A 23062-nucleotide genomic window follows, 5' to 3' on the forward strand; every position below is an offset into this window, starting at 1 on the left:
AGCTTAGGTTTACTTGTCTCACCTCCGGGTTAAGGAAGTGGACTCGCCTTGAAGAATTTCCAAAACACTTGATTGAAGTGTTTGAGAACTCAATTTGTATTCATCAATTCCAACTCCTAAGAGTCGTCTTGATGTCTACTATCAGCTTTCCAAATTGTTAAAGAGCGGGCTTAAAAAAGCCAAAGATAAATACTGACTTATCTTTGGCGTCTCTCGTCCTTTGTAGAGTGACGGTTCCAGCACTTCCAAGGGAAGTGGTGGAGCTATGCGGGATCGAACCGCAGACCTCCTGCGTGCAAGGCAGGCGCTCTCCCAGCTGAGCTATAGCCCCGTTTTCTTTGCGCTTCTTGTTACCGATTTTGTTGTTAGCTTTCGCCTCAAACTCGATAAAAAGCTCTCGCAAACAGTCTTGAACACCGTTCTGTTCATTCCTTCGACACTAATCAAGGCAGACAGGGAGGAAGTTTACTGGAGTAAACGACGACCTGTTTAACGCAGAATAGCGGAAGAATTGGTGGGTCTGAGTAGACTCGAACTACCGACCTCTCGCTTATCAGGCGAACGCTCTAACCACCTGAGCTACAGACCCCCATGCTCTACTTCTTTTATCAAGCAATCTGTGTGAACACTCAAAAGCACCAATTATCGCTTAGGTAAGGAGGTGATCCAGCCCCAGGTTCCCCTAGGGCTACCTTGTTACGACTTCACCCCAGTCATGAACCACACCGTGGTAAACGCCCTCCCGAAGGTTAAGCTATCTACTTCTGGTGCAGCCCACTCCCATGGTGTGACGGGCGGTGTGTACAAGGCCCGGGAACGTATTCACCGTGGCATTCTGATCCACGATTACTAGCGATTCCGACTTCATGGAGTCGAGTTGCAGACTCCAATCCGGACTACGACCGGCTTTATGAGATTAGCTCCACCTCGCGGCTTCGCAACCCTCTGTACCGACCATTGTAGCACGTGTGTAGCCCTACTCGTAAGGGCCATGATGACTTGACGTCGTCCCCACCTTCCTCCGGTTTATCACCGGCAGTCTCCCTAAAGTTCCCGGCATTACCCGCTGGCAAGTAAGGATAGGGGTTGCGCTCGTTGCGGGACTTAACCCAACATTTCACAACACGAGCTGACGACAGCCATGCAGCACCTGTCTCAGAGTTCCCGAAGGCACCAATCCATCTCTGGAAAGTTCTCTGGATGTCAAGAGTAGGTAAGGTTCTTCGCGTTGCATCGAATTAAACCACATGCTCCACCGCTTGTGCGGGCCCCCGTCAATTCATTTGAGTTTTAACCTTGCGGCCGTACTCCCCAGGCGGTCTACTTAATGCGTTAGCTTGAGAGCCCAGTGTTCAAGACACCAAACTCCGAGTAGACATCGTTTACGGCGTGGACTACCAGGGTATCTAATCCTGTTTGCTCCCCACGCTTTCGTGCCTGAGCGTCAGTCTTTGTCCAGGGGGCCGCCTTCGCCACCGGTATTCCTCCAGATCTCTACGCATTTCACCGCTACACCTGGAATTCTACCCCCCTCTACAAGACTCTAGTTTGCCAGTTCGAAATGCGGTTCCCAGGTTGAGCCCGGGGCTTTCACATCTCGCTTAACAAACCGCCTGCGCACGCTTTACGCCCAGTAATTCCGATTAACGCTCGCACCCTCCGTATTACCGCGGCTGCTGGCACGGAGTTAGCCGGTGCTTCTTCTGCGAGTAACGTCACAGATGTAAGGTATTAACTTACACCCTTTCCTCCTCGCTGAAAGTGCTTTACAACCCGAAGGCCTTCTTCACACACGCGGCATGGCTGCATCAGGGTTTCCCCCATTGTGCAATATTCCCCACTGCTGCCTCCCGTAGGAGTCTGGGCCGTGTCTCAGTCCCAGTGTGGCTGATCATCCTCTCAGACCAGCTAGGGATCGTTGCCTAGGTGAGCCATTACCCCACCTACTAGCTAATCCCACCTGGGCTTATCCATCAGCGCAAGGACCGAAGTTCCCCTGCTTTCCCCCGTAGGGCGTATGCGGTATTAGCAGTCGTTTCCAACTGTTATCCCCCACAAATGGGCAAATTCCCAGGCATTACTCACCCGTCCGCCGCTCGTCATCTTCAAAAGCAAGCTTTTGAAATGTTACCGCTCGACTTGCATGTGTTAGGCCTGCCGCCAGCGTTCAATCTGAGCCATGATCAAACTCTTCAATTAAAGTTTTGGTTGATTCCGAAGAATCGACTCAATGAATTCTGTTCGTATGAACACTCTTCATCGAGTTAAATCGTTTTGTCGATTTCTCAATGCCTGTGAGTGTCCACACAGATTGCTTGATATATTGTTAAAGAGCAGTACCGCGATGGTTCCCATCGGGTCAGGGCTGCGTATTCTACGCTTTCCTGCTGCGGCGTCAAGAGGTATTTACCATCTTTTTTCGCCTGTCGTTGAAAGGACTCGAGAGCCTCTTTTCTTCGACCCTGCCACGTCTTTCGCGTTGCCGCTGTGTCGTGTCAGTGGGAGCGCATTATAGGGAGGCCAGCCAATAGCGCAAGAGCTTTTTACTCCCCCTTACACTAAGCGCCTACCTTTTAACCTCGAAGGCCATTTAATAGCCTTTTTGCATAAAAAACTTAGCTTAAAGGTCCTGCTTATGTTTAAAAATGAGAGCAAAGGTCATTTTTTGGGCGTCAGTCTGGTTTAAAGGTAAATAATTCATTACCATAGTCATTGCTTTTAACAGTAATTTATCAATTATTCTTCACAGAGAACATTTCTTATGCAAAAGTCATTTTTGATTGTGTTGGGCATCGCCATTCTGGGCGCGCTTGCGATATACCAACTCATGCCTCAACTGCCTGCATTTTTGGCCTTCCCTGTTGGTGCACTCCTTGCTGCTGCAGTTTATGCATTCACATCCAGTCCAAGCCAGGCTCAAGCTAAAGGACAAGAAACTTACAATGGCCCAACCATGACTCTCTACGTGGGTAACCTCCCTTACAGAGCACACGACACTGAAGTAAAGTTATTATTTGAGGAATACGGTCCAGTGAATTCTGTTCGTTTAGTGAGAGATCGCAAAACCGGCAGACGTAAAGGATTTGGTTTTGTGGAAATGTCAGAGTCCGGCGCTCAAAAGGCGATGACCAAACTAAATGACTTCATATTCCAGGAGCGCACCCTGAAAGTACGTGAAGCCAAATCGCAAGATTCAGATAAACAGGAATAGTAGTCCTACGTCATCACGCTGGTCGAGGTCTTGGCCGTTTGAGCAAAACCATACTCGGCCAGCGTTGATTTCAATCCTTCAGTAATTCTCTCGCTGGTATAAAAAGCCCATTCATTACTTGGTTGATCTAAGTCAGCGGTTTCCTGCTGATATTGCAGTAGATTCTTCACTCTCTTCGCAATCGCCTCACCGGAGTCCAATAACTCAACATAATCACCCAGTATTTGTTGTAGCTCAGGCTTCAGCATAGGAAAGTGAGTGCAGCCAAGCACAAGCACATCTAGTTCACTGTAGATGATAGGTTGCAGTAACTTCTTCATTTCTGCGATATCTATGGCCTGACCAGCCGCCTTGGCCTCTGCTAGCAATACCAGTTCTGAACAACCAAAGAGTTCCACTTGACAGTCGTTGGCAAAGTGATTGATCAGTTCCTTGGTATAAGCCCTTTTGACAGTTCCCGGTGTGGCCAGTAAGCCTATATGCTTTCGCTTGGAGATAGCCGCAGCCGGTTTGATAGCGGGTACAACCCCGACAACAGGAATCGTCAGTTGAGATCTCAACTCGGGAAGAACCAAAGTGCTGGCTGTATTGCAAGCTATGACCACTATCGCGGCATCTATCTGCTTGGCCATGGTAGTAACCAAGTCCACACATCCGTTTATCAACTCTGCTTCCGCGAGCTCACCATAAGGCAAGCGCGCGTTATCAAACAGATAGCAATACTGTCTCAGCGGCAATAGCTTACGGATCTCTTTCAGCACCGATAGGCCACCTATGCCTGAGTCAAAAACCAGTATGGGACGTGACAAATTGAGCCTCTAAACGATATAAGACGAGTCATGGTTTGAAACCACGAAAGCAGATAAGAACTTATTTTTTCACAGCTTGAATAAAAGCACAAAGGAATGAAACTGGACATAAGCGCCACGTAGTATAATATTTGCGCCCCCGGTTTTAAGCCAAGAGTGAATATTATGAATTTAGAAGCAATGGACCCCAATCAATATGACACGCAGTTGGAACAAAAGCGTCTCAAGCTGGAACAGGCCTTTGCCCGCTTCACTCCGCCGGTATTAGAGGTATTTCCCTCGGTACAGAAACACTACCGTATGAGAGCAGAATTCCGGGTTTGGCATGACGGAGATGACCTCTACTACTACATGTTTGACCAACAACAACAAGCCAAGGTTCGTTGCGATCAATTCCTGCCAGCCAGTGCCCTTATCAATCAAATGATGCCAGCACTGATGGCCGAGCTACGCCCCAACAGCATACTGAGACACAAGCTGTTTCAAGTAGACTTCCTCTCTACTCTGTCCGGCGAGATTTTGGTGTCACTGCTGTATCACAAGCAGTTGGATGATAACTGGCTCGATGAAGCCAAGGCGTTGAAACAAAGACTCGGGAAAGAGTTCAAGGTCGATATTATCGGCCGAGCCCGCAAACAGAAGTTTGTCTTAGATAGAGATTTCGTTATCGAACGCCTGCAAGTCAACCAGCAGGAATACATCTATAAACAAGTGGAAAACAGTTTCACCCAGCCTAATGCCCATGTGGCGACCAAAATGCTGGAATGGGCGATAGACTGTACCCGTGACAGTAACGGCGATTTACTTGAACTCTATTGTGGTAATGGCAACTTTTCCATTGCTCTGGCACAGAATTTCACTAAGGTACTGGCAACTGAATTAGCCAAACCTTCTGTCGATTCCGCTCAATACAATATTGAGCAAAACGGCACTGAGAACCTGCAAATAATTCGTATGTCAGCCGAAGAGTTTACTCAAGCCATGACGGGTGAACGTAGCTTCAAACGTCTGGAGGGAATAGACCTCAAGAGTTACGACTGCAACACCATCTTTGTTGACCCACCGCGAGCCGGCCTGGATCCCGAGACCGTCAACTTGGTACAGAGTTATGACTCTATTCTCTATATTTCTTGCAACCCACAAACCCTGGCAATGAATCTCGAACAATTGAGTCAGACTCATGAGATCAGACGCTTTGCCTTGTTTGATCAATTCCCTTATACCGACCATATGGAAGCGGGTGTATTGCTAAAGCGCATTAAATAAAGGTTTCAGAGTTGCCATACTATAACGAGAATAACTCAAGGTACGGCGTGGGGGATATGGAAGCTGAATCGCCACTGATTTCCTAGACGCCTCTCAGTTAGAGAAACTACGAACAAGTCCCATGTATGCACTGCGTCGGCTTACATGACTAAATGCAAGACGTGGTTCGTAGCAAATGGCCTTAGTCCTTTGCTAGAAACACAACACAGCATTCTGGTCTGTAAGCCACGAACTTCGGGGCCTTCACAGCAACCCGCTCTCTACACAAGAGAACGCCACAAAGGCTTATTCGCACCTTCCTTAGATAAAATAACTGAAAAATAGCTGGTCATTGAGTGGTAAACATTACCCTGAAGAGTTCCAAGTTGGAGCAGTCAAACAGCTTGTTGATCGTAGCCATTCCATCGCAGATGTTGCACATTGCTTAGATATCCCCCCAAGCAATCTAATAAAGCTCAAGCGGCTTTTAATACCATTCCGCATTAAAGTTCAGTCACTTTCGCCCAGTCTCTGGTGCACATCTTTATCACTCGCTTTGTACTGCTGACGCAGTCGTTCCAAGCCTGACTGCAAGCATCCACAATGTCCTCATATCCTTTGAAACCGCGATTAGCGAGATGACGTTGGCGTAGCCAACCCCACACCTGTTCGATGGGGTTTAGCTCCGGGGAATAGGACGGCAATTTGAATATCGACAAGTTGGGGATATCAACTGCAATGTCATTGGTATGCCACCCTGCACCATCCATTACCACCACAGCATGTCATCCTGGTTTAGTTCGGTTGGCGATCAGTTCCAGGTGCTGGCGCATGATGTCCTTATTAACAAACGGCGTGATGATGGCTTCAGTTTCTCCTGTTGCGGGACAGACTGCGCCGAAGAGGTGCGCGTATTCAAACTGCTGCTGTTTTAGCGCTCTGGGTCTACTGCCTTTCGATGCCCAGAGTCGTGTTGTTGTATTTTGCTGACCAAATCTGGCTTCGTCCTGAAACCAAATATCAATCTGGTGTGGTCGTATATGGATAGGTGTGTGAAGGATCGTTTCCAGAGTAAACTTTTTTAAAAGCGTTCTGCACGCCTTGAGTCTGTTTGGGATGCCTGGAGCGGCTGGTTATCCAGCTGAACCCCATGCCTTTGAGTAGCTTGTAGATATGATTGAGGTGGTACTCGACACCAAACTCACTCAATATGTATTGCTGGATATCTGCCCCGGTTAGCCTGCCTCCCTCATTCGATTGTGCTTTGAACTCAATATATCTGGCGAGCCTTCGCTTTTGGTCATTGGACAATGATGGTCTTTTGCCGGGTCGCTGCTTATCTTCAAGCCCTACGAGCCCTTGTTCAAGATAGTTTGAGACCCATGAGTTGACGCTGGATCTTGCCACCTTCAACTGGTTCGCTACTTGAGTACGATTACGGGATTGCAAAAATATGGACACGGCGAGTAACCGCATACGCTTTTGGGGATTTTTTTCTTTTTTAGAGAGGCAAAGCAAGCTTTCGGCAGTTTCAGATTTCATGGCCAACCATAAGTGTTGAGTTGCCTACCATTAGATCAGACTTCAATGCGGATTAGTATTATTGATGACAATTCAGTAGGTAGTCTACGGCAGAATACGAAAAAAGCCTCATCTTTCGATGAGGCTTTCTCTTTAAGTTGGCGGAGCGGACGGGACTCGAACCCGCGACCCCCGGCGTGACAGGCCGGTATTCTAACCAACTGAACTACCGCTCCTTTAGTATCACGCCTTGGCGCACTACTAAAATTGGGCGTCTGGCGATGACCTACTCTCACATGGGGAGACCCCACACTACCATCGGCGCGATTGCGTTTCACTTCTGAGTTCGGGATGGGATCAGGTGGGACCACAATGCTATTGTCACCAGACATATTCTTACTGGTTAATTATCCGTCTGACGGTATTGCTCCAGCTTTATCAGCCAAACAATTACCTGCGTTATTAACCTTTGTTCTTCAATTCAGAAAGCTGTTGCTTTGAAATATGGTGGTCGCTACTGGGATCGAACCAGTGACCCCCTCCTTGTAAGGGAGGTGCTCTCCCGGCTGAGCTAAGCGACCGGTATTCTTGGCTGTGCTCTTTTCAGAGCTTGAGTTCAAACTTCAATCAAGTATCTAACTTCTTCAAGTCTGTAAAACCCATCTGGGTTGTATGGTTAAGCCTCTCGAGTCATTAGTACAGGTTAGCTCAACGCCTCGCAACGCTTACACACCCTGCCTATCAACGTCCTGGTCTCGAACGGCTCTTCAGAGGTCTCTAGGACCTAGGGATGACTCATCTTGGGGCTCGCTTCCCGCTTAGATGCTTTCAGCGGTTATCGATTCCGAACGTAGCTACCGGGCAATGCCATTGGCATGACAACCCGAACACCAGCGGTTCGTCCACTCCGGTCCTCTCGTACTAGGAGCAGCTCCCCTCAATCATCCAACGCCCACGGCAGATAGGGACCGAACTGTCTCACGACGTTCTGAACCCAGCTCGCGTACCACTTTAAATGGCGAACAGCCATACCCTTGGGACCGACTTCAGCCCCAGGATGTGATGAGCCGACATCGAGGTGCCAAACACCGCCGTCGATATGAACTCTTGGGCGGTATCAGCCTGTTATCCCCGGAGTACCTTTTATCCGTTGAGCGATGGCCCTTCCATTCAGAACCACCGGATCACTATGACCTGCTTTCGCATCTGCTCGACGTGTCTGTCTCGCAGTTAAGCTGGCTTATGCCATTGCACTAACCGTACGATGTCCGACCGTACTTAGCCAACCTTCGTGCTCCTCCGTTACTCTTTGGGAGGAGACCGCCCCAGTCAAACTACCCACCAGGCACTGTCCCTAATCCCGATAAGGGACCAAGGTTAGAACATCAACACTACAAGGGTGGTATTTCAAGGTTGACTCCACAAGAACTGGCGTTCTCGCTTCTAAGTCTCCCACCTATCCTACACATGTAGGGTCAATGTTCAGTGCCAAGCTATAGTAAAGGTTCACGGGGTCTTTCCGTCTAGCCGCGGGTATACGGCATCTTCACCGCAATTTCAACTTCACTGAGTCTCGGCTGGAGACAGCGTGGCCATCATTACGCCATTCGTGCAGGTCGGAACTTACCCGACAAGGAATTTCGCTACCTTAGGACCGTTATAGTTACGGCCGCCGTTTACCGGGGCTTCGATCATGAGCTTCTCCGAAGATAACCCAATCAATTAACCTTCCGGCACCGGGCAGGCGTCACACCGTATACGTCATCTTGCGATTTTGCACAGTGCTGTGTTTTTGATAAACAGTTGCAGCCACCTGGTATCTGCGACTGCCAGCAGCTTACGACGCGAGGTCTTCACCGCCGGCAGCGTACCTTCTCCCGAAGTTACGGTATCATTTTGCCTAGTTCCTTCAGCCGAGTTCTCTCAAGCGCCTTGGTATTCTCTACCCGACCACCTGTGTCGGTTTGGGGTACGATTTCTACTAACCTGAAGCTTAGAAGATTTTCCTGGAAGCATGGCATCAACCACTTCATCCCCGTAGGGACTCGTCGTCAGCTCTCAGTGTATGTGTGCCCGGATTTGCCTAAGCACACCACCTACTACCTTAAACGCGGACAACCAACGCCGCGCTGGCCTAGCCTTCTCCGTCTCTCCATCGCAGTTAGCAGAAGTACGGGAATATTAACCCGTTTCCCATCGACTACGCCTTTCAGCCTCGCCTTAGGGGTCGACTCACCCTGCCCCGATTAACGTTGGACAGGAACCCTTGGTCTTTCGGCGAGGGGGTTTTTCACCCCCTTTATCGTTACTCATGTCAGCATTCGCACTTCTGATACCTCCAGCGTGGGTTACCCCTTCGCCTTCAACGGCTTACAGAACGCTCCTCTACCGCATCAGCGCATCCCTCATACGACTTAAACACCCTGTTTCATCTTTCGACTCAACGTGTTGGGTGCTTGGGCGTCATTCACAAAGTGAATCACGCCAGCAAATCGCATCAGGTGATGCGCTGATACCCGTAGCTTCGGTGAATTGCTTAGCCCCGTTACATCTTCCGCGCAGGCCGACTCGACTAGTGAGCTATTACGCTTTCTTTAAATGATGGCTGCTTCTAAGCCAACATCCTAGCTGTCTAAGCCTTCCCACATCGTTTCCCACTTAGCAATTACTTTGGGACCTTAGCTGACGGTCTGGGTTGTTTCCCTTTTGACGACGGACGTTAGCACCCGCCGTCTGTCTCCCGGATAGCACTCTTTGGTATTCGGAGTTTGCAAAGGGTTGGTAAGTCGGGATGACCCCCTAGCCTTAACAGTGCTCTACCCCCAAAGGTGTTCGTCCGAGGCGCTACCTAAATAGCTTTCGAGGAGAACCAGATATCTCCCGGTTTGATTGGCCTTTCACCCCCAGCCACAAGTCATCCGCTAATTTTTCAACATTAGTCGGTTCGGTCCTCCAGTTGATGTTACTCAACCTTCAACCTGCCCATGGCTAGATCACCGGGTTTCGGGTCTACACCTAGCAACTAAACGCGCAGTTAACACTCGGTTTCCCTACGGCTCCGCTATTCGCTTAACCTCGCTACTAAATGTAAGTCGCTGACCCATTATACAAAAGGTACGCAGTCACGGTCTCAAGAACCGCTTCCACTGCTTGTACGTATACGGTTTCAGGTTCTATTTCACTCCCCTCACAGGGGTTCTTTTCGCCTTTCCCTCACGGTACTGGTTCACTATCGGTCAGTCAGGAGTATTTAGCCTTGGAGGATGGTCCCCCCATATTCAGACAACATGTCACGTGTGCCGCCTTACTCGATTTCATCTCTGGTTAGTTTACATGTACGGGGCTATCACCCTGTGCCGCTGTGCTTTCCAACACATTCCACTAACACCCCAAAGACTTAAGGGCTAATCCCCGTTCGCTCGCCGCTACTTGGGGAATCTCGGTTGATTTCTTTTCCTGAGGGTACTTAGATGTTTCAGTTCCCCTCGTTCGCCTCAATACGCTATGTATTCACGTATTGATGACACCTTATGGTGCCGGGTTTCCCCATTCGGACATCGCTGGCTCAAATGCTTGTTACTAGCTCACCAACGCTTTTCGCAAGTTACTACGTCCTTCATCGCCTCTGACTGCCAAGGCATCCACCGTATACGCTTGGTCGCTTAACCATACAACCCGGATGAGTTTTCATCGGATTGTATTGCAACCAGCTTAGGTTTACTTGTCTCACCTCCGGGTTAAGGAAGTGGACTCGCCTTGAAGAATTTCCAAAACACTTGATTGAAGTGTTTGAGAACTCAATTTGTATTCATCAAATACAACTCCTGAGAGTCGTCTTGATGTCTACTATCAGCTTTCCAAATTGTTAAAGAACTCATTGACCTACCAGGGTCAACGGCCTGCTCTATGAACAAGCAATCTGTGTGAACACTCAACAAACACCAATTATCGCTTAGGTAAGGAGGTGATCCAGCCCCAGGTTCCCCTAGGGCTACCTTGTTACGACTTCACCCCAGTCATGAACCACACCGTGGTAAACGCCCTCCCGAAGGTTAAGCTATCTACTTCTGGTGCAGCCCACTCCCATGGTGTGACGGGCGGTGTGTACAAGGCCCGGGAACGTATTCACCGTGGCATTCTGATCCACGATTACTAGCGATTCCGACTTCATGGAGTCGAGTTGCAGACTCCAATCCGGACTACGACCGGCTTTATGAGATTAGCTCCACCTCGCGGCTTCGCAACCCTCTGTACCGACCATTGTAGCACGTGTGTAGCCCTACTCGTAAGGGCCATGATGACTTGACGTCGTCCCCACCTTCCTCCGGTTTATCACCGGCAGTCTCCCTAAAGTTCCCGGCATTACCCGCTGGCAAGTAAGGATAGGGGTTGCGCTCGTTGCGGGACTTAACCCAACATTTCACAACACGAGCTGACGACAGCCATGCAGCACCTGTCTCAGAGTTCCCGAAGGCACCAATCCATCTCTGGAAAGTTCTCTGGATGTCAAGAGTAGGTAAGGTTCTTCGCGTTGCATCGAATTAAACCACATGCTCCACCGCTTGTGCGGGCCCCCGTCAATTCATTTGAGTTTTAACCTTGCGGCCGTACTCCCCAGGCGGTCTACTTAATGCGTTAGCTTGAGAGCCCAGTGTTCAAGACACCAAACTCCGAGTAGACATCGTTTACGGCGTGGACTACCAGGGTATCTAATCCTGTTTGCTCCCCACGCTTTCGTGCCTGAGCGTCAGTCTTTGTCCAGGGGGCCGCCTTCGCCACCGGTATTCCTCCAGATCTCTACGCATTTCACCGCTACACCTGGAATTCTACCCCCCTCTACAAGACTCTAGTTTGCCAGTTCGAAATGCGGTTCCCAGGTTGAGCCCGGGGCTTTCACATCTCGCTTAACAAACCGCCTGCGCACGCTTTACGCCCAGTAATTCCGATTAACGCTCGCACCCTCCGTATTACCGCGGCTGCTGGCACGGAGTTAGCCGGTGCTTCTTCTGCGAGTAACGTCACAGATGTAAGGTATTAACTTACACCCTTTCCTCCTCGCTGAAAGTGCTTTACAACCCGAAGGCCTTCTTCACACACGCGGCATGGCTGCATCAGGGTTTCCCCCATTGTGCAATATTCCCCACTGCTGCCTCCCGTAGGAGTCTGGGCCGTGTCTCAGTCCCAGTGTGGCTGATCATCCTCTCAGACCAGCTAGGGATCGTTGCCTAGGTGAGCCATTACCCCACCTACTAGCTAATCCCACCTGGGCTTATCCATCAGCGCAAGGACCGAAGTTCCCCTGCTTTCCCCCGTAGGGCGTATGCGGTATTAGCAGTCGTTTCCAACTGTTATCCCCCACAAATGGGCAAATTCCCAGGCATTACTCACCCGTCCGCCGCTCGTCATCTTCAAAAGCAAGCTTTTGAAATGTTACCGCTCGACTTGCATGTGTTAGGCCTGCCGCCAGCGTTCAATCTGAGCCATGATCAAACTCTTCAATTAAAGTTTTGGTTGAACCCGAAGGTTCTGCTCAATGAATTCTGTTCGTATGAACACTCTTCATCGAGTTAAATCGTTTTGTCGATTTCTCAATGCCTGTGAGTGTCCACACAGATTTGCTTGTTTATCTTGTTAAAGAGCAATCCCTTAGACGCTGTGGTCATCGGGTCAGGGCTGCGTATTCTACGCTTTCCTGCTGCGGCGTCAAGAGGTATTCACCATCTTTTTTCGCCTGTCGTTGAAAGGACTCAAGAGCCTCTTTTCTTCGACCCTGTCACGTCTTTCGCGTTGCCGCTGTGCCGTGTCAGTGGGAGCGCATTATAGGGAGCCTGAACTTTTGTGCAAGGGCTTTTTAAAAGAAAAAAGATCGCTTGCCGAACTTTTAGGCAAAAACGATCTTTTTCAGTCATCATGGCTGTTTTACAACCAGATTTAGCTAGTTTGCAGCCGACTTAGTAACATTTTCCTGCTCAATAAAGCCTTTGAGTAAGGCTATCGCTTTTGGGTCATCCCAGTCGACAAAGCTACGAACAAAGGCAATCAGCTCCCCTTTACCATTTAGAATAAAGGTCGCCGGGATAGTATCGAGTGGGAATATCTGCCCCAACTGCATCTGCGGATCGTAGTAACTGTGGAAGTTTGCCATCCCCTGGGATTGCAGAAAACTGGCAACTTGCTCCTGCCCCCCCTGATCGATGGAAATCGGTAGCAGGGCGAACTCTTTCTCACTGAACTGCTCTTCAAGTCGTTCCAGTGCCGGCAACTCCCTAACACACGGAGGACACCAAGTGGCCCAGATATTGACCAGCACCACTTTTCCTTTGTGTTGACTGAAATCCAATTGGCTACCGGCCTTATCTTGAAACGGCACCACTTCCAGGGGAAAGCTGTGGGGGAGGACATTGATCTTGTCGACACTGGATTGGATCTGATTGTGCTCCTTTGGCTGCATACCAGGATAAGCCTGCGCCCCCAGTGACAGGGACGCCAGCAAAAGTAATGAGTATCCGAGTTTATTCATTACTTGTCTCGCTTCAATAACTCATCCAACTGGCGTTGTTCTTCGGCAGACAGTTCAAGCTCTTTACCACCGGAAGTACGTTGTTTACGGATGAAGATAAAGCCAATCAAACCACCAAACAACAGCAGTGCCACAGGCCCAAGCCACAGAACGTAGGTCTTGGTTTCAAGTCTCGGCTTATAGAGGACAAACTCGCCATAGCGACTGGTCATGAACTGGACGATTTCATCATCGGCTTTGCCCTCTTCCACCATCTTGTACACTTCAAGACGTAGATCGCGGGCAACCGGTGAGTTGGAATCGATCAGATTTTGGTTCTGACACTGAGGGCAACGCAGCTCATGAGCCAACGACAACGCTCGCTTCTGCTTATCAGGAGAGCTGAACTCGAAAGTGTCCACCGGCGTTGCCGCCACCTGAGCGGCATAGCCAATCAGGAGTGCTACAACAGCAAAGGTTTTTAGCAGCAACTTTCTCATGACGCTTTATCCTTAGCGGCCTCGGCCTGCAACTGTTGGATCATGGGATACAGAGTTTCTTTCCAAACCCGCATATCTACCGGCCCAGCATAGCGATAACGAATAATGCCGTTATGATCCACGATGAAACTTTCCGGCGCACCGTATACTCCGAGATCCAGACCAAGACGACCATCTTTGTCATAGATATTCAGCGTGTAAGGGTCGCCTTGACGAGAGAGTTCTCTCATTGCCAGTGCACGCTCGTCACGATAATTAATGCCATGGATAGGTATCAAATTCTGACGTGCCAGTTGCATCAGGTAAGGATGTTCATACTTACAGGATGGACACCAAGTTGCCCATACGTTCAGCATGGATACCTTACCTTTGAGATCTTCGTTGGTGATCATCTCTCCCGGCGTTTCCAGTTTTTCCAATTGGAAGGCAGGCACTGGCTTGCCTTCCAAAGCGGAATCCAACTGCTGCGGATTCAAGAACAGTCCCTTATAAAGGAAGATCCCCATCAAAAGAAACAATATCAGTGGAATAAAAAGTATTAGCTTCTTCATCTTCTTCTTACCTGTTTCAGGCTGTTGCCAGTTTGGCTTTCTTGGCTGAGGCCGCTTCTTCAGCACGCGCCTTGGCACGGTATCGCTTGTCTGAAGCAGCAAAGAAACCACCAACCATCATAAAGATGCTGCCAAACCACAACCAACGAACAAAAGGTTTGTAGTTCAGTCGCACTGCAAATTCAGTACGGCTAATAGGGTCGCCCATAGTGACATAGAGATCCCGGAACAGGCCCCAGTCGATACCGGCTTCGGTCATATCCATGGTGCGAACATTGTATTGACGACGATCCGGCTGCAACAATGCAATCTTTTCACCATCTTTAAGTACTTCAACCTGTCCTTGCTGTGCCGTGTAATTGGGGCCAACAACGTTACGGGTTTCCAGATAGTTGAAGGTGTAACCGGCCAGTTCATGACTGGTACCAGGCCCCATGCGCACGCTCTTCTCAATAGAGTAGTTAGACACCATGGTGGCACCAACTACTGAGACAGCAATACCTAAGTGAGCAATGATCATCCCCAGTTCACTGCGGCCCATACGCGCCAGGCTGACACTACCATCTTTAGCTTTAATCACGTTGTAACCGGCACGCAGAGTCGCCAGCACAATCCAGACTGCCGCACCTATACCCAGTGCCACCCAGATGTTGAACTCACCACCGGCGATAAATGGCGCGATTACACCCAGCACAGCCGAGATAATCGCAGGTACCAATAACTGACGTTTGAGCTCTCCTTGTTTGGATTTTTTCCAGCGAATGATGGGACCAATCCCCATAAAGCCGAACAGCACCAGCACGATAGGAACAAACACTGCATTAAAGTATGGTGGGCCAACAGAAATCTTACCCATGCCCAACGCATCGATCAGCAGTGGATAAAGAGTACCGAGCAATACAGTACCTGCAGCCACAGTCAGCAATACGTTACAAACCAGCAGCATGGTTTCTTTGGATTTCAAATCGAAGCGAGCTGGGCTGCTCATTTCACTGGCACGGAAGGCAAACAGGGTCAGCGAACCACCGATAGCCAAACCGAGCAGCAACAGAATGAACATACCCCGGCCTGGGTCTGCCGCAAAGGAGTGCACTGAGGTCAGCACGCCAGAACGAACAATAAATGTACCCAGTAAGCTCAAAGAGAAGGCAAAGATAGACAGAAGCACTGTCCAGTTACGGAAGGCACCGCGCTTCTCTGTCACTATCAAGGAGTGAACCAGAGCTGTACCAACAAGCCATGGCATAAAGGACGCGTTTTCAACCGGATCCCAGAACCACCAACCGCCCCAACCTAACTCGTAATATGCCCACCAGGAGCCCAATGCGATACCACCAGTGAGGAAGATCCAGGCAGCCAGAGTCCAAGGACGACTCCAACGAGCCCAGGCAGAATCGAGTCGACCGCTCATCAGCGCAGCAATGGCGAAGGCAAAGCTAACTGAGAAGCCCACATACCCCAGATAAAGCATGGGTGGGTGGAAGATCAAACCCACATCCTGCAACATAGGGTTAAGGTCACGCCCTTCTGCCGGGATCGGGAACAAACGTTCGAATGGGCTGGAAGTGAGCAGCATAAACAGGGTAAAGCCTATGGTGATCATCGCCAACACGGCCAATACCCGAGCGGTAAACACCTCTTCCAACCCCTTGCTGAAGAAAGCTACAGCTGCGGTCCACACCGAAAGTGAGAAGACCCAGAACAACAATGAGCCTTCATGTCCGCCCCAGACTGCTGCAATCTTAAAGAAGATGGGCAATTGAGAGTTGGAATGATGAGCCACATAGGCTACTGAGAAGTCATCGATTGCGAAGCTATAACCCAACGCAATTACCGATAAAAAGATGAAAAAAAACATACCGTAACTTAGTGGCCAGGCATAGCGCACTAGGTATTGGTCTTTGCGGGCAACACCGATCAGGGGGACTGTCATCAGCAGTACTGCGAACGCCATCCCTATGATCAATGAGAAATGTCCAAGTTCTGGGATCATGGGTTTTCCTCAGTTTCCAGGTCAATGTCTGCCAAGCTTCTATTCTAGGCAGACGCACAACTACGGGCACACACCATTACTTTATTAACTTAATTGCGGCTTAAAAGCCGCAAGGGTTAACAGGTATATATTACGAATTTTTGTTCATTTTAGTATTTGCTTTTGTTCCTGTCTGCCACTTTCCACCAATTATGGGTCGCGGCTCTCATTCTCCGAGAGACCAATATTGACCATGGAAAAACGGCAAGACTCCAAGCTGTGACAGGCGTTAAGTAGAGAAGTTTCATTGAATTTTTTGCTGAAATTTGGAACTGTGAACCAGTGCCCAACTATGACCATTAACTTTGGTGGGGGACTTATATTACTGTTCAATGAATCATCTTTCCGTATAATCTTGCAATCAGGCCGTGCGGTAACCCCGCTTTGTCACAAACCAACGTGAAATAAACATAATGACCACTTTTTGGATTTTTATTGCGATTGTTGTGTTAGTCAGCCTGGGGCTGATCTGGCTCCCTCATTTCCGGCAGCAGAAGCTACTCAAGGCTGAAGAGTCCGGTGTCCGTAAACAGACCAACCTGGAACTGTTTAACGAACGTCTAGCTATTCTGGAAAAAGAACGCCAGGAAGAACTGCTGGACCAAGACGAATTTGAATCCCTGAAAAAGGAGCTGGAAGTCAGCTTGTTGCAGGACATCAAGCAAGGAGCGGATGATTCGCTCGATACACAAGCCAAGCCTAAAGGGCTACTGTGGCCAAGTCTGATGTCTGCCGTATTACTGGTCGTGGCCGGTTACTCCTATCAACAGTTAGGCGCCTATCAGAATATCGATTCACCTCAACCTGAAAACCCCCATGCAGGTATGAGTACTGAACAGATCATGATGCAACGGGTGCAAATGATGGAATCTGCAGTGCAGCAGGAGCCGGAAAACAGCCAAGCTTGGTTCAGTCTGGGTCACGCCTACATCTCTGCCGGACAATATGATCAGGCAGTAGCAGCCTTTGATAAGGTGATCGAACTGGTGGGAGTTCACGCCGAGTTGCTTGGCCCCAAAGCTACCGCCCTCTATTATAAGGCCGGTCAGCAGATGATCCCTGTGGTTCAGTCACTGATTGATCAAGCGCTGAAACTGGATCCACAAGACCCTTCCACTCTACTGCTGGTTGGTATGGATGCTTTCTTTACCGCGGATTACAACAAGGCAATCGGCGCTTGGCAAACCATTCTTGACAGTGATAGAGCCGACGTGGATCGCGCCGCACTGATCAATGCCATCGACAGCGCCAAGATGCGCCTGCAGGCAGAAGGTGGTGCCACTATGCCAAATGATGAGGCTCACAAGGGCTTAAAGACAGCAACAGCAAAGACAGTGACACTGAATGTCTCTATCGCCCCTGAACTGGCGGCCAAAGTCAGCAATACAGATATGTTGTTCATCTTTGCCAGAGCAACCGAAGGCCCTAAAGTCCCACTGGCTGCCACCAAGGTGAGTGCCAAGTCATTACCTGTGACTGTGACTCTGGATGATTCCACCAATATGGGTGGTAACGTTAAACTCAGCGATGCTACCGATGTTGAAGTGATTGCAGTATTGTCCAAGCACGGCAGCGTAAAACCTCAACCAGGCGATCTGCAAGGTAAGCTGGCCAGCATCAAAGTCGGTGCCAGCGGTGAACTGGTGCTGGATACCGAAGTTCAGTAATCCTAACCTTGACAAATAGACATAAAAAAACCGGCTGATGCCGGTTTTTTTATGATGATACCTGATTACTTGGACATGAATCCAATAGCGTTCTTGTAATCTTCATCAGTACAATCTGTACACATGCCACCAGGAGGCATAGCGTTCAAACCAGACTTAACGCTGTTAAGCAGGGTGTCGATACCTTTGGCCAGGCGAGGCTCCCAAGCAGCAGCATCGTGTGCTTTAGGTGCACCGGCAACACCCATGCTATGGCAGACTTGGCAGGCTTTATTGTAAACGGCCTCACCTTCTTGGGCTGACACGTTCGCAGACATAGTCAATGCAGCTACTGCGGTCATTGCTAACAGTTTTTTCATGTTCAATGTTCCTAATGCAAATACTTACAAAGCTCAACGCTGCCCTTGGTTTAAGCAGGCAGACTCATTTTAGCTCGCTAAGAGTACAACAAACTTCAATAAATCTCACCTTTTTGTGATTAAAATCGCAGCTTGTTCCGTAAAAAAGGACAAAGGTCGCGAATTCATTAATATATTAGTAACAGATAAAAAAGTTCCAAAAAATTCACTTTTATTGGAAGCACATCAAATTGCTGAAACTTAGTGCAAACCAGTGGTAAACCCCAGCCAGAGCATGTGTTAGTATCTCTTGTGTTTCCTTATCGCTTGTTATAGAGGGCTCAGTGGCAGAACCAAAACCTACATCACTGCTGTCGGCAAGCAGCCTCACTTGTATTCGAGAAGAGCGAATACTATTCGATGAACTCAGCTTCGATATCCATCCTGGCGATATTGTCCAGATTGAAGGTCCCAACGGTGCCGGTAAAACCAGCCTACTGCGGATCCTCGCTGGCCTGTCACGCCCATACGGAGGGGAAGTCCTGTTCCAGGGAGAAGCTATTACTCGTTGCCGCGATGAGTTCAATGAAAACCTGCTTTATCTGGGCCATCTCGCGGGCGTGAAAAGCGAATTAACCGCCGAGGAAAACCTTAACTTCAATTTAAGAATCAGTGGGTATGATGACTTTGATGCTCGGGAAATCCTTGCCAAAGTCAACCTGACCGGTTTTGAAGAAGCGCTTGCAGGCCACCTGTCTGCGGGCCAACACAGACGAACCGCACTCGCCAGGCTCTGGCATACCGCCTGTAAAATCTGGATTCTGGATGAGCCCTTTACCGCGATCGATAAGAAAGGGGTCGCTGAATTGGAACAACTCTATATTCGCCATGCCGACGCCGGTGGCTGCGTCATTCTGACGACCCACCAGGATATGGGCATCATTACAGATGAAAGGTTGCGGAAAATCCGCTTGGATTATCGCTTCGTATAAGGCTTAGCAGAGATGAACAGAGGCATTAGTTTTACCAAGGCATTTTTCACCCTGCTGAAACGGGATCTACAGATTGCCGTGCGTCATCGTGGTGATATTTTTAACCCACTGCTGTTTTTTATCATAGTGGTTACCCTGTTTCCGCTGGGTATAGGTCCTGAGCCGCAGGTGTTGACCCGGATTGCTCCCGGGATTATCTGGGTTGCGGCCTTGCTGGCAGCCATGTTGTCACTGGAACGGTTGTTCAAGGCAGACTTCAGTGACGGAAGTCTGGAGCAGATGTTGCTTAGCCCGCAGCCACTGGCGCTGTTGGTACTGGCCAAAGTGTTTGCTCACTGGTTACTGACTGGCGTACCTTTAATTATAATCGCACCGCTGTTGGCTGTGCTGCTGCATCTGGACGACAACAGTTATGGTGCCCTGATAGCCACCTTGATGCTGGGGACACCTGTGTTGAGTCTGCTTGGCGCCATAGGTGTAGCCCTGACAGTGGGCTTACGCAAAGGCGGCGTGCTGTTGAGTTTGTTGATCCTGCCACTGTATATACCAGTGTTGATCTTTGCGACCGGCGCGATCGACTTTGCAGCATCCAAACAACCCTATGATGGTCAGCTAGCGATTTTAGGCGCTATGCTGGTCGGTTCTTTAGTCTTGGCACCTTTTGCTATTGGTGCCTCATTGCGAGTGAGTACTAACTGAAATGTGGAAATGGTTACATCCCTACGCCGACCCTCAAAGGGCGTATCAACTGTCAGGAAAACTACTGCCTTGGTTTGCACTGCTTGCCCTGGCACTTATCGCAACCGGAACCGTGTGGGGCTTGGCATTTGCTCCCACTGATTACCAACAGGGTGACAGCTACCGTATTATCTTTATCCACGTACCGGCTGCATCCATGTCAATGGCTGCTTACATGGGCATGGCAACCGCGGCCTTCATTGGCCTGGTGTGGCAGATTAAGCTGGCCGATTGGGCAGCCGCCTCTATCGCACCAATTGGTGCTGTAGTGACCTTTATCGCTCTGTTCACTGGTGCCACTTGGGGTAAACCCATGTGGGGCACTTGGTGGGTTTGGGATGCACGCCTGACCTCTGAACTTGTGCTGTTGTTCCTATATTTAGGGGTTATCTCCCTCTATGCCTCATTCGAAGATAAGGTGCTGGCAGCCAGAGCCGCCGGCATTCTGGCCATAGTAGGGGTGATCAATATCCCTATCATTAAGTATTCGGTTGAATGGTGGAACTCACTGCACCAGCCATCCACTATCCGAATCACCGAAAAGTCGACCATGTCCACCGACATGCTCTACCCTTTATTGATCAACATATTTGGGTTTGGTCTGATGATAGGTGCCATCACTCTGGTGCGTTTCCGTGCCGAAATTCTGGCCCGTAATGGAATGCGCCCCTGGGTTAGGGAACTGGCCAAGGCCGAAGGAGTCAAATAATGCAGTTTCAATCTTTAGCAGAGTTTTTCAACATGGGCGGCTATGCCTTCTATGTGTGGTTGGCCTACGGTGTCACTTTCGTGTCCCTTAGCCTGCTTATCCTAGTTAGTTCGATGAAGAAGCGTCGGGTACTGCAGGAAATAGCATCCAAAGTGCAACGTGAGGAACGCCTCGCTCAAAACCGGAGTAACAGATCGTGAACCCAAGACGCAAAAAAAGACTGGTATTGGCAGTGGCCTTGATTGCAGGTGTTGCAGCCGTGGCTTCTTTGCTGTTATATGCCCTCAACTCTAACCTTAACCTCTTCTATACTCCCACCGAGATAGTCAATGGTAAAAAGGACACAGGCATTAAGCCGGAAGTGGGCCAGCGGATCCGCGTGGGGGGCATGGTTACTGTAGGCTCCATGGTACGTGATCCTGAAAGCCTGCATGTTGAATTTGCCGTGCATGATGCCGCCGGCGGTGAAATCATAGTGACTTATGATGACCTGTTGCCGGATCTGTTCCGTGAGGGACAGGGGATTGTAGCCCAGGGTGTACTGGTTGAATCTGGCAAATTGGAAGCCTCTGAAGTGCTGGCCAAGCACGATGAAAACTATATGCCACCTGAAGTTGCTGAAGCCATGGGCCAGACCCATGAAAAGCTTGAGTACAACACGCAACAGGTCGGCGGCGCCAAGTAAACGCCCTTAGATAAAAAAGCCTCTTCGGAGGCTTTTTTATTACTTGCAGAGTCAGAAATTTATGCCACGCTAAAATGCTACAGGCTGAATAGAAGGACTTGGCATGCGCGCATTGGTATTTCTGGGTATACTGCTGTCACTGCCAATCGGTGCTGCCAATCTCTTGCTGATTGAGTCCTATCATGCCGAATATCCCTGGGACCAAAGCTATAAAGCCGGGATAATGTCCATCCTTGGCAATGAACACCAATTTGAGACTTTCGCTCTCGATACCAAGCGACTCCCCAAAGAACAGTTTGAAATCCAGGCCAATAAAGCCTGGCAAAGATACCTGGAACTTAAACCCGATTTGGTCTTTCTCGCCGATGACAATGCCTTGATGCTGCTACACGAACGCTTCAGCCAAACCCAAACCCCGGTAGTTTATTTAGGGATCAACGGCAATCCTCGTGATTATAGGATCAAACATACAGCTAACATTACCGGTGTGTTGGAACGTCCTCTGTTCAAACGTTCCCTCTTGATGGCACAGGCTATGTTACCCACCCCACCACCACATAAATTCTTACTGTTATTTGACTCGGGTTATACCTCGGACACAGCGGTAGCTTCCATCAAAAAGCTCAACCAAAATTTGATGATAGGCAACAACCAAATCGATATTGAACAACATCAAAAGTTCAGTAGTTGGCAGGCTTCTGTGTCAAGCGCCCGAGAGCGAGGCTATGATGCTGTGTTTGTGGCCCTGTATCAAATGCTGCAAGATGATAAGCAACAGATAGTAGGTGAGCTACAGGTAGCACGTTGGACCCACGACAACGCCACTGTGCCTCATTTTGGTTTTTGGCATTTCAGTGTCGGCTCTGAAGGCAATATCGGAGGCTATATTCTGGATGGTTACAAGCATGGCTGCATAGCAGGAACCATAGCCAAACAGATCCTGGCGGGCATAAGACCGGCAACTATATTCCCAAAGATGGATACCAGCGGTGCTTATCTGTTCAGTGAGAGTGGTTTAACAAAATGGCAACTGAAACTGCCAGACAGGGTCAAACAGCAGGCCGAACTCGTAGATTGACCTTAGGCGACGAACAAAATAAAAAGCCCCGCTTGTGAGCGGGGCTTTTTCAGAACTTACCTGAGATTACTCAGCAGCAGCTTCAACTTCTACAGCTTCAGCGGCTTCTGGGCGACCTACCAGCTCGATGTAAGCCATAGGGGCTTTATCACCGGCACGCAGACCGCACTTCAGGATACGGGTGTAACCACCAGGACGTTCCTGATAGCGTGGACCCAGTTCGTTAAACAGTTTACCTACGACTTCTTGGTCGCGAGTACGAGCAAACGCCAGACGACGGTTTGCTACGCTGTCACTTTTAGCAAGTGTTATCAGAGGCTCAACTACGCGACGCAGTTCTTTGGCCTTCACTACGGTTGTCTTGATGATTTCATGACGAACCAGTGAACTTGCCATGTTACGGAACATGGCTTGGCGGTGACTGCTGTTGCGGTTAAGTTGACGACCACTCTTACGATGGCGCATGACCTAATCCTTATAACCTAAA

17 protein-coding genes, 4 tRNA genes, 4 rRNA genes and 1 pseudogene are annotated in these 23062 nt (G+C 49.4%); 10 read left to right on the top strand and 16 right to left on the bottom strand.

The genetic code is table 11. The features are described 5' to 3' along the window. Positions 1–255: 255 nt before the first annotated feature. The 3 genes from SIL79_RS05670 to SIL79_RS05680 form a co-directional block, all read right to left on the bottom strand. Positions 256–331 (bottom strand) — tRNA-Ala (locus SIL79_RS05670). Positions 332–512: 181 nt separating this feature from the next. Beyond that, positions 513–589: transfer RNA gene (locus SIL79_RS05675), tRNA-Ile, on the bottom strand. Between the two features lie 65 nt (positions 590–654). Beyond that, positions 655–2199, bottom strand: a 16S ribosomal RNA gene (locus SIL79_RS05680). Positions 2200–2761: 562 nt separating this feature from the next. Here SIL79_RS05680 and SIL79_RS05685 point away from each other — a divergent pair. Then, the gene (locus SIL79_RS05685; protein ID WP_039036161.1) at positions 2762–3211 is read left to right on the top strand and encodes an RNA recognition motif domain-containing protein; all 450 of its coding nucleotides are present in this window, start codon (positions 2762–2764) and stop codon (positions 3209–3211) included. Between the two features lie 5 nt (positions 3212–3216). Here the strand turns inward: SIL79_RS05685 and murI are convergent, their stop codons facing one another. After that, a complete protein-coding gene (murI, locus tag SIL79_RS05690; protein WP_039036162.1) occupies positions 3217–4020 on the bottom strand; it encodes a glutamate racemase in 804 nt (267 codons plus the stop codon). Positions 4021–4185: 165 nt separating this feature from the next. On the opposite strand from murI, the gene trmA reads away from it, so the two are divergent. Next, complete coding sequence (trmA, locus tag SIL79_RS05695) at positions 4186–5286, top strand: tRNA (uridine(54)-C5)-methyltransferase TrmA (protein ID WP_039036163.1); 1101 nt, start codon at positions 4186–4188, stop codon at positions 5284–5286. Positions 5287–5617: 331 nt separating this feature from the next. Beyond that, complete coding sequence (locus SIL79_RS05700; RefSeq protein ID WP_222116214.1) at positions 5618–5833, top strand: transposase; 216 nt, start codon at positions 5618–5620, stop codon at positions 5831–5833. On the opposite strand, the pseudogene SIL79_RS05705 reads toward SIL79_RS05700, so the two are convergent. The 10 genes and pseudogenes from SIL79_RS05705 to SIL79_RS05750 form a co-directional block, all read right to left on the bottom strand. Continuing rightward, positions 5769–6807 (bottom strand): annotated as a pseudogene (locus SIL79_RS05705) (IS630 family transposase). The gene SIL79_RS05700 and the pseudogene SIL79_RS05705 overlap by 65 nt on opposite strands. Positions 6808–6945: 138 nt before the next feature. After that, positions 6946–7022, bottom strand: a tRNA-Asp gene (locus SIL79_RS05710). A gap of 37 nt (positions 7023–7059) precedes the next feature. After that, a 5S ribosomal RNA gene (gene rrf, locus SIL79_RS05715) occupies positions 7060–7175 on the bottom strand. A 116-nt stretch (positions 7176–7291) separates the two neighbouring features. After that, positions 7292–7367, bottom strand: a tRNA-Val gene (locus SIL79_RS05720). A 91-nt stretch (positions 7368–7458) separates the two neighbouring features. Next, positions 7459–10454 (bottom strand): 23S ribosomal RNA (locus SIL79_RS05725). A 289-nt stretch (positions 10455–10743) separates the two neighbouring features. Continuing rightward, a 16S ribosomal RNA gene (locus tag SIL79_RS05730) occupies positions 10744–12288 on the bottom strand. Together the 16S, 23S and 5S rRNA genes with 2 tRNA genes alongside form the textbook arrangement of a ribosomal RNA operon. A 433-nt stretch (positions 12289–12721) precedes the next feature. Further along, positions 12722–13306 carry a TlpA disulfide reductase family protein gene (locus SIL79_RS05735; protein ID WP_039036144.1) on the bottom strand — a complete coding sequence of 195 codons (585 nt, stop codon included), beginning with the start codon at positions 13304–13306 and terminating at the stop codon, positions 12722–12724. Then, positions 13306–13785, bottom strand: coding sequence for a heme lyase NrfEFG subunit NrfF (gene nrfF / locus SIL79_RS05740; protein WP_039036145.1), 480 nt, complete (start codon positions 13783–13785; stop codon positions 13306–13308). The genes SIL79_RS05735 and nrfF overlap by 1 nt, the downstream gene beginning before the upstream one ends. Continuing rightward, positions 13782–14336: a DsbE family thiol:disulfide interchange protein gene (locus SIL79_RS05745; RefSeq protein ID WP_039036146.1), complete on the bottom strand. Its 555-nt coding sequence runs from the start codon at positions 14334–14336 to the stop codon at positions 13782–13784. The genes nrfF and SIL79_RS05745 overlap by 4 nt, the downstream gene beginning before the upstream one ends. A 16-nt stretch (positions 14337–14352) precedes the next feature. After that, a complete protein-coding gene (locus SIL79_RS05750) occupies positions 14353–16329 on the bottom strand; it encodes a heme lyase CcmF/NrfE family subunit (protein WP_039036147.1) in 1977 nt (658 codons plus the stop codon). Between the two features lie 452 nt (positions 16330–16781). Between SIL79_RS05750 and ccmI the strand changes: the two genes are divergently transcribed. Next, positions 16782–18035 carry a c-type cytochrome biogenesis protein CcmI gene (gene ccmI, locus SIL79_RS05755; protein WP_071476054.1) on the top strand — a complete coding sequence of 418 codons (1254 nt, stop codon included), beginning with the start codon at positions 16782–16784 and terminating at the stop codon, positions 18033–18035. A gap of 65 nt (positions 18036–18100) precedes the next feature. On the opposite strand, the gene SIL79_RS05760 is transcribed toward ccmI, so the two are convergent. Beyond that, positions 18101–18394: a c-type cytochrome gene (locus SIL79_RS05760; protein WP_039036052.1), complete on the bottom strand. Its 294-nt coding sequence runs from the start codon at positions 18392–18394 to the stop codon at positions 18101–18103. Between the two features lie 323 nt (positions 18395–18717). Here SIL79_RS05760 and ccmA point away from each other — a divergent pair, with 323 nt between their 5' ends. The 6 genes from ccmA to SIL79_RS05790 all read left to right on the top strand — a co-directional run bounded on the left by ccmA (position 18718) and on the right by SIL79_RS05790 (position 22575). After that, positions 18718–19365: a cytochrome c biogenesis heme-transporting ATPase CcmA gene (gene ccmA / locus SIL79_RS05765; RefSeq protein WP_071476055.1), complete on the top strand. Its 648-nt coding sequence runs from the start codon at positions 18718–18720 to the stop codon at positions 19363–19365. A gap of 12 nt (positions 19366–19377) precedes the next feature. Continuing rightward, on the top strand, positions 19378–20064 hold the full coding sequence (ccmB, locus tag SIL79_RS05770) for a heme exporter protein CcmB (protein WP_025011984.1): 687 nt from the start codon (positions 19378–19380) through the stop codon (positions 20062–20064). 1 nt (position 20065) lies between these two features. Next, entirely contained in the window at positions 20066–20812 is a 747-nt protein-coding gene (locus SIL79_RS05775) for a heme ABC transporter permease (protein WP_025011983.1), read from the top strand. After that, positions 20812–21012 (top strand): heme exporter protein CcmD, encoded by a 201-nt coding sequence (gene ccmD, locus SIL79_RS05780; protein ID WP_025011982.1) that lies wholly within the window; start codon positions 20812–20814, stop codon positions 21010–21012. Before SIL79_RS05775 ends, ccmD begins: the two co-directional genes overlap by 1 nt. Continuing rightward, positions 21009–21497: a cytochrome c maturation protein CcmE gene (ccmE, locus tag SIL79_RS05785; protein WP_039036050.1), complete on the top strand. Its 489-nt coding sequence runs from the start codon at positions 21009–21011 to the stop codon at positions 21495–21497. The genes ccmD and ccmE overlap by 4 nt, the downstream gene beginning before the upstream one ends. 103 nt (positions 21498–21600) lie before the next feature. Beyond that, complete coding sequence (locus SIL79_RS05790) at positions 21601–22575, top strand: ABC transporter substrate-binding protein (protein ID WP_162207296.1); 975 nt, start codon at positions 21601–21603, stop codon at positions 22573–22575. Between the two features lie 66 nt (positions 22576–22641). On the opposite strand, the gene rplQ is transcribed toward SIL79_RS05790, so the two are convergent. Continuing rightward, the gene (gene rplQ, locus SIL79_RS05795; RefSeq protein WP_028781249.1) at positions 22642–23040 is read right to left on the bottom strand and encodes a 50S ribosomal protein L17; all 399 of its coding nucleotides are present in this window, start codon (positions 23038–23040) and stop codon (positions 22642–22644) included. Between the last annotated feature and the right edge of the window lie 22 nt (positions 23041–23062).

Source organism: Shewanella indica (assembly GCF_033842865.1).
GTDB lineage: Bacteria > Pseudomonadota > Gammaproteobacteria > Enterobacterales > Shewanellaceae > Shewanella > Shewanella indica.

Coding starts and splice junctions, on each gene's coding strand:
- SIL79_RS05790 (WP_162207296.1), top strand. CDS start 21,601: ATGCGCGCATTGGTATTTCTGGGTATACTGCTGTCACTGCCAATCGGT.
- SIL79_RS05735 (WP_039036144.1), bottom strand. CDS start 13,306: ATGAATAAACTCGGATACTCATTACTTTTGCTGGCGTCCCTGTCACTG.
- SIL79_RS05685 (WP_039036161.1), top strand. CDS start 2,762: ATGCAAAAGTCATTTTTGATTGTGTTGGGCATCGCCATTCTGGGCGCG.
- SIL79_RS05775 (WP_025011983.1), top strand. CDS start 20,066: ATGTGGAAATGGTTACATCCCTACGCCGACCCTCAAAGGGCGTATCAA.
- ccmD (WP_025011982.1), top strand. CDS start 20,812: ATGCAGTTTCAATCTTTAGCAGAGTTTTTCAACATGGGCGGCTATGCC.
- SIL79_RS05760 (WP_039036052.1), bottom strand. CDS start 18,394: ATGAAAAAACTGTTAGCAATGACCGCAGTAGCTGCATTGACTATGTCT.
- nrfF (WP_039036145.1), bottom strand. CDS start 13,785: ATGAGAAAGTTGCTGCTAAAAACCTTTGCTGTTGTAGCACTCCTGATT.
- SIL79_RS05750 (WP_039036147.1), bottom strand. CDS start 16,329: ATGATCCCAGAACTTGGACATTTCTCATTGATCATAGGGATGGCGTTC.
- rplQ (WP_028781249.1), bottom strand. CDS start 23,040: ATGCGCCATCGTAAGAGTGGTCGTCAACTTAACCGCAACAGCAGTCAC.
- SIL79_RS05745 (WP_039036146.1), bottom strand. CDS start 14,336: ATGAAGAAGCTAATACTTTTTATTCCACTGATATTGTTTCTTTTGATG.
- ccmB (WP_025011984.1), top strand. CDS start 19,378: ATGAACAGAGGCATTAGTTTTACCAAGGCATTTTTCACCCTGCTGAAA.
- trmA (WP_039036163.1), top strand. CDS start 4,186: ATGAATTTAGAAGCAATGGACCCCAATCAATATGACACGCAGTTGGAA.
- ccmI (WP_071476054.1), top strand. CDS start 16,782: ATGACCACTTTTTGGATTTTTATTGCGATTGTTGTGTTAGTCAGCCTG.